12 protein-coding genes are annotated in these 14,826 nt (G+C 53.0%); 6 read left to right on the top strand and 6 right to left on the bottom strand.

Translation table 11 applies throughout. The features are described from left to right. The first annotated feature begins 131 nt into the window (after positions 1-131). Positions 132-446, top strand: coding sequence for an L-rhamnose mutarotase (rhaM, locus tag ACLBVC_RS08645; RefSeq protein WP_410149268.1), 315 nt, complete (start codon positions 132-134; stop codon positions 444-446). Here the strand turns inward: rhaM and ACLBVC_RS08640 are convergent. The 4 genes from ACLBVC_RS08640 to ACLBVC_RS08625 all read right to left on the bottom strand — a co-directional run bounded on the left by ACLBVC_RS08640 (position 421) and on the right by ACLBVC_RS08625 (position 7,462). Beyond that, on the bottom strand, positions 421-2,679 hold the full coding sequence (locus ACLBVC_RS08640) for a YgiQ family radical SAM protein (RefSeq protein WP_410149267.1): 2,259 nt from the start codon (positions 2,677-2,679) through the stop codon (positions 421-423). The two genes, rhaM and ACLBVC_RS08640, sit on opposite strands and share 26 nt — an antisense overlap. Before the next feature lie 180 nt (positions 2,680-2,859). Then, entirely contained in the window at positions 2,860-4,512 is a 1,653-nt protein-coding gene (locus ACLBVC_RS08635) for a dihydroxyacetone kinase subunit DhaK (protein ID WP_410149266.1), read from the bottom strand. 189 nt (positions 4,513-4,701) lie between these two features. Beyond that, entirely contained in the window at positions 4,702-6,069 is a 1,368-nt protein-coding gene (locus tag ACLBVC_RS08630; protein WP_410149265.1) for an L-serine ammonia-lyase, read from the bottom strand. Positions 6,070-6,178: 109 nt separating this feature from the next. Continuing rightward, positions 6,179-7,462 (bottom strand): HAAAP family serine/threonine permease, encoded by a 1,284-nt coding sequence (locus ACLBVC_RS08625; protein ID WP_410149264.1) that lies wholly within the window; start codon positions 7,460-7,462, stop codon positions 6,179-6,181. Between the two features lie 652 nt (positions 7,463-8,114). Between ACLBVC_RS08625 and ACLBVC_RS08620 the strand changes: the two genes are divergently transcribed. Genes ACLBVC_RS08620 through ACLBVC_RS08610 form a run of 3 tightly spaced genes read left to right on the top strand, consistent with a single transcriptional unit; the run spans position 8,115 to position 10,435 of the window. Then, positions 8,115-8,636, top strand: a complete 522-nt coding sequence (locus tag ACLBVC_RS08620; protein ID WP_410149431.1) for a YfiR family protein — start codon at positions 8,115-8,117, stop codon at positions 8,634-8,636. Between the two features lie 2 nt (positions 8,637-8,638). Then, complete coding sequence (locus tag ACLBVC_RS08615; protein ID WP_410149263.1) at positions 8,639-9,919, top strand: diguanylate cyclase domain-containing protein; 1,281 nt, start codon at positions 8,639-8,641, stop codon at positions 9,917-9,919. Positions 9,920-9,934: 15 nt separating this feature from the next. Continuing rightward, positions 9,935-10,435, top strand: a complete 501-nt coding sequence (locus ACLBVC_RS08610; RefSeq protein WP_410149262.1) for an OmpA family protein — start codon at positions 9,935-9,937, stop codon at positions 10,433-10,435. Position 10,436: 1 nt separating this feature from the next. Here ACLBVC_RS08610 and ACLBVC_RS08605 read toward each other — a convergent pair whose 3' ends face one another. Then, positions 10,437-11,309: a LysR family transcriptional regulator gene (locus ACLBVC_RS08605; protein ID WP_410149261.1), complete on the bottom strand. Its 873-nt coding sequence runs from the start codon at positions 11,307-11,309 to the stop codon at positions 10,437-10,439. A gap of 103 nt (positions 11,310-11,412) precedes the next feature. On the opposite strand from ACLBVC_RS08605, the gene budA reads away from it, so the two are divergent. After that, a complete protein-coding gene (budA, locus tag ACLBVC_RS08600) occupies positions 11,413-12,195 on the top strand; it encodes an acetolactate decarboxylase (RefSeq protein WP_410149260.1) in 783 nt (260 codons plus the stop codon). Between the two features lie 26 nt (positions 12,196-12,221). After that, on the top strand, positions 12,222-13,898 hold the full coding sequence (alsS, locus tag ACLBVC_RS08595) for an acetolactate synthase AlsS (protein ID WP_410149259.1): 1,677 nt from the start codon (positions 12,222-12,224) through the stop codon (positions 13,896-13,898). A gap of 33 nt (positions 13,899-13,931) precedes the next feature. Here alsS and ACLBVC_RS08590 read toward each other — a convergent pair whose 3' ends face one another. Then, a complete protein-coding gene (locus ACLBVC_RS08590; protein ID WP_410149258.1) occupies positions 13,932-14,765 on the bottom strand; it encodes an HNH endonuclease in 834 nt (277 codons plus the stop codon). Positions 14,766-14,826: the final 61 nt, after the last annotated feature.

The raw sequence follows: 14,826 nt of genomic DNA, 5'->3' as shown, positions 1-14,826 counted from the left end.
GGTATCAAATAAAAATCAATGAGTTGAAGCGTGCTTAGACCCGGTTTTTGCCCTTAAAACCCCCTCCCGTCCTCCCCCTTCGCAGGGGGAGGAGCTTCCCCTCCACCTACAAGAATCTCCCTGGAGCAGACATGATCCGTAAATCCTTCGTTATGCAGGTCAACCCGAATGCGCATGCGGAATATCAGCGGCGGCATTCGCCTATCTGGCCGGAACTGGCGGAGACCCTGAAAGCGCACGGCGCGCACCACTACAGCATTTTTCTCGATGAAAAACGCAACCTGCTGTTCGGGTATGTGGAGATTGAATCAGAAGAAAGATGGAACGCCGTGGCGAAGACAGAAATCTGCCAGCAATGGTGGAAGCATATGGCAGACGTGATGCCTGCCAATGCCGATAACAGCCCGGTCAGCAGCGATCTTAAGCCGGTCTTTTACCTCGATTAACCCGCTGTTCCCCGCTTTTTCCCTGCGCGGCAGACTGACCGTTTTTACCCTGAGCCGGTCTGGCCGCCGCCGGTTTTTTTCCTGCACGGAATTCGGTAGATTTGCTTTTTCCGGTTGCCGGATTCTGCGCTTTCGATCCGGTGAAACGCGTCGCGGCCGGTTTGTCTTTCCCGGACCGTGATGGCGTAAATTTCGGATCAAAGCCGTCCGGAGGCACCAGGCAATCCGGGCGGATACCGATCAGGCGACGCATACCCATCGCCGTCAGCGCTTCGCGGATCACCGGCCAGTTCACCGGATCGTGGTAGCGCAGCAATGCTTTATGCAAACGACGCTGACGATCGCCTTTCGGCACCACCACGTCCTCACTTTTGTAATCCACTTTGCCGAGCGGGTTTTTACCGCTGTAATACATGGTGGTCGCGCTGGCGAGCGGTGACGGATAAAAGTTCTGCACCTGATCCAGCCGGAAACGGTTCTTCTTCAGCCACAGCGCCAGATTGATCATATCTTCCGTGCGCGTCCCCGGATGGGCGGAGATGAAATACGGGATCAGATACTGCTCTTTTCCGGCCTGTTTGGAATAGCTGTCGAACAGCTCTTTGAACCGGTAATAGCTGCCCATTCCCGGTTTCATCATTTTCGACAACGGTCCGGTTTCGGTGTGTTCCGGCGCAATTTTTAGATAGCCGCCGACGTGATGTTCGGCCAGTTCCTTGATATAACGCGGATCTTCCACCGCCAGATCGTAACGCACGCCGGAGGCGATCAGGATTTTCTTGATGCCTTTCAGGCTGCGGGTGCGGCGATAAAGATTGATGGTCGGCTCATGGTTGGTGTCCATGTGCGTACAGATCTCAGGATACACGCAGGAGGCGCGGCGGCAGCTTTGCTCCGCTTTTGGCGACTGGCAGCGCAGCATATACATGTTGGCGGTCGGGCCACCAAGATCGGAAATCACGCCGGTAAAGCCGGGCACGCTGTCGCGGATCTCTTCGATTTCGCGGACAATCGACTCTTCCGAACGGCTCTGAATGATCCGCCCTTCATGTTCGGTGATCGAACAAAATGCGCAACCGCCGTAGCAACCACGCATGATGTTGATCGAAAAACGGATCATGTCATACGCCGGGATCGTGGATTTGCCGTATGACGGATGTGGAACACGCTGGAACGGCAGGCCAAACACTTCGTCCATTTCTTCCGTGGACAGCGGGATCGCCGGAGGATTAATCCACACATAGCGATCGCCGTGTTTTTGCATCAGCGCCCGCGCACAACCCGGATTGGTTTCGTGGTGCAAAATACGCGAGGTATGGGCGTACAACACTTTGTCGCCCTTCACTTTTTCGAACGACGGCAACAGAACGTAGGTTTTCTCCCACGGCTTCGGTTTTGGCGCACGAACGGTAATCGGCTGCGGTGCATCCGGCGCAGGGAGTTCCCCTTCTGAGCACGGCAAATCCTCGCCATACGGATTCATGATCGGTTGAATTTTACCGGGTTTATCGAGCCGCGTGGAGTCCACTCCACTCCAGCCAATCAGCGCGGTTTTGCGCATCACGGCGGTATTACGTACATCGTGAATATCTGCAATCGACTCCCCCGCCGCCAGCCGGTGCGCCACTTCCACCAGAGGTCGCTCGCCGTTGCCGTAAATCAGCATGTCAGCTTTGGAATCCACCAGCACCGAACGGCGCACGGTATCGGACCAGTAATCGTAATGCGCGATACGTCGTAAACTGGCTTCGATGCCACCGAGGACAACCGGCACGTCGCTGTAGGCTTCTTTGCAGCGCTGCGTGTACACCAGCGTCGCGCGGTCGGGGCGTTTGCCGCCAACATTGCCCGGTGTGTATGCATCGTCGTGGCGCAATTTCCGGTCAGCGGTATAACGGTTGATCATTGAATCCATATTTCCGGCGGTTACGCCGTAAAACAGATTCGGCTTCCCGAGCCGCATAAAATCGTCTTTATTAGTCCAGTCCGGCTGCGCGATGATCCCCACGCGGAACCCCTGCGCTTCCAGCATGCGGCCGATGATCGCCATCCCGAAACTCGGGTGATCGACATACGCATCGCCGGTCACCACGATCACATCGCAACTGTCCCAGCCAAGTTCATCCATTTCCGCCCGGGTCATCGGGAAAAACGGCGCTGTGCCGTAACATTCGGCCCAGTAGCGCGGGTAAGAAAACAATGTGCGATCGGGTTGGATCAGGCTGATTGGCATAGAAGGTTCTTCGTTCGACGGCAAATAATTGGCCGCAAATTATACGGGGGCTACAATTTCGACGGGCGGTCAAATCACTCAAATTTGATTTAGATCAGTTTTTGTTTTGTGAACAAAAAAAGGCCTGCCGGTTTCCCCGCAGGCCTTTCGTTTTTATGACTTCTCAACGCAATGACAACGTTATTTCTTCGCCAGTGCCTCGAACACTTTTTCGACGGCGACCGCACCCGGATCTTTCACGCCTTTCAGGCTGTTGCTGCTGAGATATGAAGAGCGACCGGCATTGGCTTTCTTCATGCTGGCGGTGTCTTTTGCGCCCTTGGCAGCGGCTTTGGCGGCGCCCTTCAGCGCATCTTTTTTGCCTAATGCTTCCAGCGCAGGTTGCAGCGCGTCGATCATGGTGCGATCGCCAAGATCAGCGCCGCCATAATGTTTCATCCGCTCCAGGCCAAACAGCAGCGCTTTTGGCAATTTGTCGCCTTCCGCCACTTTTTTGCCCGCCGCCGTGAAGAAGATCGACATCAGTACACCGCTGGATCCGCCCATCACGACGGCCAGACGATCGCCGACGACGCCGAGAAGATCGGCCACATTGTTCAGCGGAAGTTTTTTGCCTTTGTTCTGCTTCTGAATATCCCGCGCACCGCTGGCAAACGTTGAACCGGTATCGCCATCACCCACTTTGGCATCCAGCTTGTTCAGTTCATCTTCGAGATCAGAAAGCGTCTGCGTGATGGTTTCGACAATTTTGCCGACCACCGCGTTAGATGAGGCTTTCGCGACTTTCTTCTCGCTGATTTTCTTGCCTTTTTTAGTCGCCAGCTTTTCCAGTTTCACCAGCGGCTGCCAGCCGGATGCTTCAACCTCTGCCAGCAATGCTTCTTCGATGCCGCCTTTCAGCGCAATCACCGAGAGCGAGAAACCTTTCATATCCAGCGCGCTGACCAGCGACGCCGGGCCAATCAGATAGCGGATTGAACCACCGAGTGCAGAATGCACCAACTCTTTGGTCAGCTGATTCATCTCCAGCGGCGAAACGCCACCGAGGTTGTTGACCAGCACCGCCAGTTTGTCGCTTTTCTTCACATGTTCCTGAAGTTTTCCGACCAGCGTATCAATCACTTTTTTGCTGTTCTGGGTTTTCATGGTCGACACGCCCGGTTCGCCGTGAATGCCCAAACCCAACTCAACGTGACCGGACTCGATGCGCTGTTCTTCTTCATCTTCCCCGCCGCCGGGCAGGTTACAGCCGGCGGCAGCCACGCCGATACTGGCCGTCGCATCAATGGCCTGTTGGGCAATTTTGGTCACTTCTTTCAGAGATTTTCCCTGCTCGGCCGCATAACCAGCAATCTTGTGGACCAGCGCCGTGCCCGCGATGCCGCGCGGCTGTTTGTTATCCGGCAGGGAAATGTCATCAGACACCATCACCAGTTCGACGTTGTATCCCATGCCTTTGGCTTTTTCTGCCGCAAGGCCAAAGTTGAGACGGTCGCCGGTGTAGTTTTTGACGATCAGCAGGCAGCCCGATTTTCCGGTCACCGCAACAATGGCGTTGAGTACCGCATCAACGCTCGGGGAAGCAAACACTTCTCCGCACACCGCCGCCGTCAGCATCCCTTTACCGACAAAACCGACATGTGCCGGTTCATGTCCGGAACCGCCGCCGGAAATCAGCGCGACTTTTTTCTTATCCCAGTCGCGCCGCACGACCACGCGGATTGCCGGATCAACGTCCAGCTTCGCCAGATTTTTGTAGGGAGAGGTCAGGATCACCCCTTCGATCACATCGTTAATCAGAGTCTTGCGGTCATTCATAAAAAATTTAGACATGCAGAGCTTTTCCTTTTAACTGTTTTCCAAGTGTGTAGAAGTAATGAAAAAGTATAGATAACCCAAAACATAACACAGGGAAAATGCGCGAAGGGAGCGGGAAAGGCGGTTTCCCGCCTTTTCAGAAATGAGGTAAAGCCGGGAAATACCTTAAGCCAACGCAGAGGCAGTGCGAAGGGTGACAGGTATTTAGTTACAGGCTAAGACTTTAATCGCCAGACCGCCGGTGGACGTTTCACGGTACTTCGAGTTCATGTCTTTGCCGGTTTCGTACATGGTTTCGATGACTTTATCGAGGCAAACGCGCGGTTCGCTGGTGCGGCGCAACGCCATGCGCGAGGCGTTAACGGCTTTCACTGCTGAAATCGCATTTCGCTCAATGCACGGCACCTGAACCTGTCCGGCCAGCGGATCGCAAGTCAGCCCGAGATGATGTTCCATCGCGATTTCTGCCGCCATAAAGACCTGCGCGGTACTTCCGCCCAGCAATTCAGTCAGACCCGCCGCCGCCATCGAACAGGCCACGCCGACTTCGCCCTGACAACCGACTTCAGCACCGGAAATCGACGCATTCATTTTGAACAGAATGCCGACTGCGCCGGACGCGAGGAAGAAACGGCTGTAAGAATCGGGGCTGATCGGGCGGATAAACTGATCGTAGTACGTCAGAACGGCCGGAATAATTCCGCACGCGCCGTTGGTCGGCGCAGTCACCACGCGGCCACCAGCGGCATTTTCTTCATTCACCGCCATGGCGTACATGTTGATCCAGTCAACGACGCCCATCGGATCGACGTTATTTTTATCCTGCGTGACCAAAATACGACGCAAAGCCGCCGCGCGACGGTTGATTTTCATCGGACCGGGTAATAACCCTTCCGTATGAATACCGCGGGTGATCCCTTCGCTCATCACGTTCCAGATAGCCGCAAAGTGATCGCTGATTTCTGTACGGGTATGCCCCGCCAGTTCGTTTTTCAGCATCAGCGCTGACAATGAAAGGCCGGTTTCCGTGCAATGTTTTTGCAGATCGCTGGCCGAACGGAACGGGTACGGACGCAAGACAGGGTTTTCGTCCTGCACGCCAAATTTGCTGGCTTCGACAATAAAACCGCCGCCAATAGAATAGTAAGTCCGGGTATACAGCAACTCATCACGATTAAAAGCGCTGATGGACATGCCATTTTCATGCAACGGCAGATTGCTGGTATGGAAATTCATGCCGCAACCGGCCGGGAAATCCACTTCTTTCACCCCTTTACCCAGCATCAGACGACCGGAAGTTTCCACCTGGTGTATAAAACCGGGGATCGCATCGATATCAACGTCATCCGGCATATTGCCGGCCAGCCCCATAATGATAGCCAAATCAGTATGATGACCTTTGCCGGTCAACGATAACGATCCGTAAACATCCACAACGACGCGCGTTGTCTGGTCAATATGGCCTGAAGAGATAAGTTCATCAGTGAATATTTTCCCGGCTTTCATCGGGCCGACAGTATGCGAACTGGAAGGACCAATACCAATTTTGAAAATATCGAAGACGCTGATCACGGTGGACTCCATGTCTGAATAGGGTAAAGGGATAAATAAAGATGACGGTGGATAAAACAGACGCAGTGAGCGGAATAACATCCGCTCACCGATTATTACTGTTAACTTATTAACCCATCAGACTAAATACAATGGCAGACATGGCAATCAGACCCATAATAACCACGAATGCGTTACTGATATGACCGCTGTATTTTTTCATCGCGGGAACTTTGCGAATGGCATACATCGGCATCAGGAATAACAGCATCGCAATAATCGGGCCGCCCAGTGTTTCAATCATGCCTAAAATACTTGGGTTCAGCGTTGCGACTAACCAGGTGGTTAATAACATGAAGATTCCGGTATAACGGTTCAGCGCTGGCAGAGGAATTGATTTTCCTTTACTGCGCAGGGATTTAATTACCATACCGTTGAAACCTTCACGTGCGCCCAGATAATGGCCGAGGAAAGATTTAGTAATCGCAATAAAGGCAATAAATGGCGCGATATAAGCAATCACCGGGTTAGAGAAATGGTTAGCTAAATAAGACAGAATGGAAACGTTCTGTGCTTTCGCTTCCATCAGGTTTTCAGGAGACAGGCTCAGGACGCAGCTGAAGACGAAAAACATCACCGTCAGCACCATCATGATGTGGCTAAATGCCAGAATGCGTGAACATTTTTTCTCAGCGTCTTCGCCATACTCTTTACGTTTTGCGACAGCAAAAGAAGAGATGATCGGGGAATGGTTGAAGGAGAACACCATCACCGGAATGACCAGCCACAGCGTCATCAGCATGCCGTGACCTACGCCGTTACCGGACAGAGACACGTTTTCAAATACCGACGTATTCCAGTTAGGAATAAGGTACAGCGCCAGCGCCATCAGCACGGCAACAAACGGGAAGACCAGAATGCTCATCGCTTTCACGATCATATCCTGCCCGAAATGTACCAGCGTCATTAAGCCGAGGATCAGGATTAATGACAGCAACGCACGCGGTGGCGCATTCATATGCATCTGGTGAGTAATAAAACTCTCAACCGTATTGGTAATGGCCACGCTGTAAACTAAAAGAATGGGATAGATGGCAAAGAAATAAAGCAGGGTAATTAACTTACCGGCTGAAATACCGAAATGCTCTTCAACAACTTCCGTAATATCTTCGCCCGCATTCTTACCGGATAATACAAATCGTGTTAATCCGCGGTGAGCGAAGAAAGTCATTGGGAAGGCAAGAATTGCCATGATGATTAACGGAATTAAACCGCCAATCCCTGCATTAATAGGAAGAAATAAAACGCCTGCACCAATTGCCGTTCCGTAGAGACCTAACATCCACATGGTGTCAGTTTTACGCCAGGAACTTACCGATTTTTTAGACAGCGTCCCGATTGTTGTATTATCCATGATTCCTCAGTACCTAATTATAAAAATAATTCCGTTTTCCCCAGGAATGGTTGATGTTTTTTTACTGCACCCGTCATCGAAAAAACCATCCTGACGGATAAAACATACCATTAATGCGGGTATGATACCTATCAGCAGCATAAAAATCTGGTGAACAACCTGGCTTTGAGATCATGATCACGAATAACTAAATATTTCCGCCTGATATTCCTTTAAATTCAAAATCATTAACATTTCCTGCAATTTAAATTCATCAAATAGTGATTCTGATAACATTTATTTTTTGTCATATTTTGTTATCCCCGTGACTATTATTTAAATAACGGTTGAATTGCCAGCAAAGTGTATTATTTATCGCCGTTTCAGGTCGCCCCGACCTGACTAAAAAACAAACAACTTTCAAACCAAAATCATTACCCCTGCTTCAGGATGTGCCGTTTTCCGGCCTTGTGTAAAAAATTCGAAACAACGCGCAGGGCGTTACAAGATGAAAAATTTCTTATTGACGCTTTCAGAAGTTATGCCGATAAAGTTATTCTTATTCCGGAGAAATAATTTCAACCGGAAGAAAACGCTGAGCGACTCAATGGGAAAAGCCCGAACTCTTTTTTGCCTGTCAGTGAAGACTCATTCCCGCCGTTTTTTGAAGGCTGTGACTGGCTTTGCGCTGCTGACATTGCTTCTGGTTATTCCGCTCACCCCCAGCGTGGCAGAAACCGGAGACGCAGCCACGAACGCCGCCGTCGCGCAGACGGTCAACGGCATTCTCAGCTATTCGCGCTGGCCTGACGGCACCGCCTCTTCGGCGCTGACGCTGTGCATCATTCCACCGGTAAAATATGCCTCGCAATTAACGCCGGACGGCAGCGCATTTTCCGGCAGATCCCTCAAGGTTTTAACCCTTCCGATAGACAGCCCGCTACTGGCGTCGGAATGCAACGCCATTTATTCCGGCAGCACGACAGCCAGTCAGCAGGCGGACTTACACCAGCGCCTGGAAGGGCATTCGATTTTGACCATTGGCGAACAGGATGATGCCTGCGCATTACTGAACGCATTTTGTCTGGTGATTACAGCAGAACACACCGGTTTTAAATTGAATCTGGATACGCTGTCCCGCAGCGGCGTACGGGTTAATCCCGCCGTATTACAACTTGCCAGGGAAAAGGAGTGACCATGGAAAATAAAATTCCTGTTCCTGACACAGAACAGCAGAGCCCGCGCACGACGTTGAGCGCCGCACTGAACAGAATCCATGTGATTGTTATTGTCACGGCGATCGGTCTGGCAGGCTTTTTACTCACCCTGCTGGCCCTAATCGCTTTGCGTTCGCATGCCCAAAGCAACCTTGAGCTGACGGCGCGGGCGATTGGCTACACTACGGAAGCGGCGCTGGTCTTTAATGATCCGGCGGCCGCTCACGACTCGCTGGAGTTCATCGCCAAACGCGGTGATTTCACGCAGGCGAAAATCCTGACGCCTGCCGGTGCGACATTCACAGAGTGGCAGCGCCCGATCAACAGCAACTGGGACAAGCTCGGCCAGTTTGTCGGACATTTGGCGTTCCCGGAGCCGATTACCACGCAGGTGATCCACTCCGGTTCCGTCATCGGCACAATCTGGCTGGCCGGTAACGGCACCAGCCTGATTGGTTTCCTGCTGGAAACCGTGCTGAGCCTGATGGGTTGTCTCGTGCTGACGGCGCTGGTCGCGCTGTATTTTTCGCGCCGGATGCAAAAAGGGATTGTCGATGCGCTCGGCCACATAACGCACGTTACGCACGAAGTGAGCGCTAACCGCTCTTTCAATCTGCGCGTGCCTTCCGCCCCGATTGTCGAGCTGCATACGCTGAGCCAGGACTTCAACAGCCTGCTGACCGAGCTGGAAGCCTGGGAAAACCACATGCGCAACGAAAACAGTTCGCTGACACAAAAAGCGTTGCACGATGGATTGACGGGTCTGCATAATCGCGCGTTCTTTATTGATACCCTAAATCAGTGCTTCAACCCGATGCGTCCGCCTCTGTCGCTGGCCCTGCTGTTTATTGATGTCGATAACTTTAAAGAGATCAATGACACGCTGGGGCATGCCGCCGGGGACCGTGTGCTGATGGTGATCGGCGAACGGCTGGCAAAAACGCTGCGTCAGGGCGATGTGCTGGCGCGTCTGGGGGGCGATGAGTTTGCTATCCTGCTCGATCCGATGATTTCCACGGCGGAAGCCGTGGCCTTCGCCGAGCGGATTGTCGACATCATGAAAACACCGGTGATCCTGCTCAATAACAAGACACTGGATGTTTCCCTGAGTATCGGTATTGCGTTGTCGCCTTCGCAGGCGAACAGCGCGAAAGAACTGCTCGAAAAAGCCGACGAAGCGATGTATCGCTCGAAAAAGATATCCGGCAGTTGCTGGCATGTTTCTTCTGGAATGCCGCTTCCTGTCGTGATGAAAGACTAAAAGGAGTTAACACACATGCATAATAACAATCGTTTCAAAACCTGGTGCCAGTATGCCGGAATGGCACTTTGCATTATTTTCCTGGCGGCCTGTCAGGCCAAACCGGTGACCGGACTCACCCCGGAACAAATCGCGGTTCTGCAAAAAAATGGCTTCACCCAAACGGATGCCGGTTGGGAACTGGGCCTGGATGCCAAAGTTCTGTTTGGCAATAATCAGGACAAACTTTCCGCAGAAAGTAAGCAGTCGGTGGAAAAACTGGCGAGCGAACTTCTGCACGTCGGCCTGAATAAAGTAAATCTCGACGGCCATACCGATAACTACGGCGATGCCAGTTACAACAATGACCTGTCGCTGCGCCGCGCCAATACCGTTGCCGCTGCCTTTGCCGACGCCGGAATGCCGCGCGCCAATATCCATACCCGTGGATTAGGCCAGAGCCAGCCGGTTGCCAGCAATAAAACGCAGGCCGGGCGTGCGCAGAACCGCCGGGTTTCTGTGATTATCGTGGTGTAATTTAAAGTAATCCCACCAGATGCAGCGCGGCCTTGCAGTTATCCGTACGTCGCCAGGCCAGCGCTATCTGCGTGGTTAATGTCTGCCCTGCCAGGGGCAGACATCGTACGTTAGTCTCATCAATCTTACTGAGCGACGCCGGCACCAGCGCATAACCAAACCCTGTTGCCACCATGCTCAGCGCCGACGTAATTTGCGGACATTGCTGCCCGTAGCGCGGCGTAAAACCGACCTCTTCACACGCCTGCGTCACCGCGTCGTACAACCCCGGCGATAAATCCCGCGGAAAAGTGATCAGCGTATCGTGGCGCAGCGCCGCCAGACGCACCTCTTTCTCCTGGCTGAGCGGATGCTTTTTCGGCAGCGCCACCATCATTTCTTCGATATCCAGCACTTTAAAACTGAAGTCTTTGCTGCGCTCGCAAGGCAGGCGGATAAACGCCGCGTCCAGCGCCCCCTCGGCCATTGCAGTCATCAGACCCGCCATATCCTTTTCCTGCGGCTCCAGCACGATGCCCGGATATTTATCCCGAAAGCGGTGCAGCAGCGCAAAAACCTGCGGGTTAAATGCCGTCGATGTGGCGAAGCCGATACGCAATGTCCCGTTGATTCCGCGCGCTACGGCACGGGTTCTTTCAAAGGCAGCATCGGTGAGTTTAATGATGGTCAGGGCGTCGTCGTAGAGCACTTTTCCGGCTTCGGTCAGCTCGACGCCACGGGTCAGACGCTTGAGTAAAGGGGTTCCGATTTCATGTTCAAGCCGCTGGATTTGCTGGCTCAGAGGAGGCTGGGAAATGCCCAGTTGTTCAGCAGCACGGGTGAAGTGGCCCGTCTCAGCGACCGCGACAAAATAGCGCAGATGACGAAGTTCCATATCAAAAACGTCTCAAAGTGAACACCTCGTCATATTGGAACTTCGGGCTGAATCGAGTCAACCTTTAATCAGATAAATTAATCATTCGACCGGAGCTTCCTGCATGAAAACCCATTCTGATCCCTGTTCCTGCGTCGCCGAATTTTCCCGCACTGCCTCGGCGTTTAACCAGCGACATCCCGACCGCGTTTTATACCAGTCATCCCTGATGAGCGCCCTGCTCAGCGGCGTCTACGAAGGCGAAACCACCATGGCCGACCTGCTGGAACACGGCGATTTTGGCCTCGGCACCTTTAACCATCTCGACGGAGAACTGATTGCTTTTAACAGCAATATTTTCCAGTTGCGCGGCGACGGCAGCGCACGGCGCGCCCTGCCCGAACAAAAAACGCCGTTTGCGGTGATGACATTCTTTAATCCTACGAATGAATACCTGATTGAAAAACCACATACCCGCGAGCAGATCCATCAGGTGATCGACCGCGCCGTGGCCAGCCAGAACACCTTCTGTGCGCTGCGCATCGACGGTGAATTCAGCCGCGTGGAGACGCGCACCGTGCCGGAACAAAAGCGCCCGTATAAACCGATGCTGGAAGCCATCGAGGCTCAGCCAACCTTTCATATCGAGCATAGCCAGGGCGTGCTGATTGGTTTTCTGACCCCGGCGTATATGCAGGGCATCAATGTGGCGGGCTATCACGAACACTTTATTAATCAGGAACGTAGCAGCGGCGGCCACGTTCTGGATTATCTGGTTGAAAGCGGCGTGCTGACGTTCGGCACCGTTGAAAAGCTGCTGATCGACTTCCCGCAGGACAGCGATTTCCTGCATGCCGACTTAAATCCCGATGATTTAAACGATGCAATTCAGTCCGTTGAGAGTTAACAGCCCGCAGGTAAAAGGAAAACACCATGAAAAAATCAGACCCTAAAATCGAATGGAAATGCGGCGCAGATCTGGTGGTCGCTCAGCTTGAAGCGCAGGGCGTAAAACACGTATTCGGCATTCCCGGCGCAAAAATCGACCGCGTTTTCGATTCGCTGATCGACTCCTCCATCATCACCATCCCGGTCCGCCATGAAGCCAACGCCGCCTTTATGGCCGGTGCCGTTGGCCGTCTGACCGGCAAAGCGGGCGTAGCGCTGGTGACGTCTGGTCCCGGCTGCTCGAACCTCATCACCGGCGTCGCCACGGCGACATCTGAAGGCGATCCGCTGGTCGCACTCGGCGGCGCGGTAAAACGTGCCGACCACGTAAAACAGGTTCACCAGACGATGGATACCGTCGCGATGTTCCGCCCGGTAACCAAATATTCTGCGGAAGTGACCTCCTCTTCCGCGCTGGCCGAAGTGATGGCAAACGGCTTTCGCGCTGCCGAATTCGGGCGTCCGGGTGCGGCGTTCATCAGCCTGCCGATGGACATCGTCAACGAACCCGCCAGCGGCAAACTGCTGACATCACAACCGCCCGTTCTGGGCAGCGCGCCGCACGACGCCATTTTGCAGGTCGCGCGTCTGTTAAAACAGGCTAAAAACCCGGTTCTGCTGCTCGGTCTGATGGCCAGCCAGCCGCGTAATGCGGCGGCCATCCGCCGTCTGCTGCATAAAAGCGATTTGCCGGTCACCAGTACTTATCAGGCCGCCGGCGTTATCGATCAGGCGTCATTCCACCGGTTCGCCGGGCGCGTGGGGCTATTCAATAATCAGGCCGGTGACCGCCTGCTGCGCAATGCCGATTTAGTGATCACCATCGGCTACAGCCCGGTCGAGTACGAACCCGCGCAGTGGAATAATGAGAATGCCGAACTGGTGCATATCGACGTGATGCCCGCCGAAACAGACAGCGAATATCTGCCGGATGTCGAACTCGTAGGTGACATCGCCGATACGCTCGACCTGCTGACCGAACAAATCCAGCAGCATTTCGTGCTGAGCACCTCGTCCATCGCGATTCTTGAAGACCGCCGCCAGCAACGCGAGCTGCTGGATCAAAAAGGCCGGAGCCTGAACCAGTTCGCCATCCACCCGCTGCGGCTGGTGCGCGCGATGCAGGACATCGTCAACAGCGACGTCACGTTATGCGTCGATATGGGCAGTTTCCACATCTGGATCGCCCGTTACCTTTACAGCTTCCGCGCGCGTCAGGTGCTGATCTCCAACGGCCAGCAAACCATGGGCGTCGCGCTGCCGTGGGCGATTGGCGCGGCGCTGGTCGATCCCGGCCGCAAAGTGGTGTCCGTTTCCGGCGACGGCGGCTTTATGCAATCGAGCATGGAACTGGAAACCGCCGTCCGGCTGGGCGTGAATTTGCTGCACATCATCTGGGTGGATGAGGCGTACAACATGGTCGCCATCCAGGAGGAGAAAAAATACCAGCGCACCTCCGGCATCCAGTTCGGCCCGATTGATTTCAAAGCCTACGCCGACGCGTTCGGCGCGAAAGGTTTCGCCGTCACCTCCGCCGAAACCCTGGAAAGCACCCTCCGAGCCGCGATGGACGTACAAGGCCCCGCCGTCGTCGCCGTCCCGGTGGACTACAGTGACAATGCGTTGCTGATGGGACAGCTCGAGATGGGGGCGATGTTTTAGGGGGGAATAATGCGCTGAGGAGAAACGCCCTTGTTAGGGCGTTTTTTTGCTCGCGGCGATCATAGCTTTTAATTCATCAATAGACAGCGTTCGGTCTTTTTTACGATGAATGATCCCATGACAGTTAGCGCAAACCGGCACAAGATCTTTTTTTGGATCGACATTCTTTGAGCCGCCAAATTCGGATACCGGTACTACGTGATGAATATGGATAAAATCCTTAGCATATTCACCGTAGAACTCACCGAAATTGAAACCGCAGGCAAAGCAGGTTGTACCGTGAAGTGCTTTAGCCAGTTTTTTTAGCTTCTGGTCTCTTTCATAAGTCGTGACAAACTTGGAAGTCTTTTTCCCTTCCTGATAAGAAATCAGAGACTCTTCGTCAGTTTCATCTTCAATATAAACATCTTCGTTTTTGATATCACCGATGATGTGGCGTGGTTCTGTTAATGCGGCAGCGACAGCAATATCTGCGAATATTTCTGCTGATATAGGGCGGACACTTGAACGCCAATAGTTAGATTTCTTACTGTCAGGAATTTCCTCGTAATAACCATCATCCTTTTTTGCCAGAACCGCGTGCTCAAATTTTTGGAAATCTGTCAGGATAGCGTTCAGGTTACCTGCATCATCAGGCTCTATTTTGCTGATCCGTCCAATACCAAAGTAATGCGGGGAATCAGATAAACGCAGGGAGGAATACTGCTTGTTCTCTGATTTCAATTTCCCTTTGTAATAAACAAACCGCATCCCAGGGCTTATAGATTTTTGATATTGCTTTGGAAAATGATAAACCCTGCCCGTTTCATCGTCCCATTGAGAAACATCATTCTCCGTAAGCACAACACATATGTCCTCGTCTGCCATCTACTGATACCTGTTAGTTGAATCAATAGGTTGAAAGTATAAGACGATCTTGATTGCTTAC

The organism is Rahnella selenatireducens (assembly GCF_046449555.1).
GTDB lineage: Bacteria > Pseudomonadota > Gammaproteobacteria > Enterobacterales > Enterobacteriaceae > Rahnella > Rahnella selenatireducens.
The sequence above is the reverse complement of the archived record's forward strand: the minus strand, read 5'-3'. Positions and strand labels throughout refer to the sequence as shown.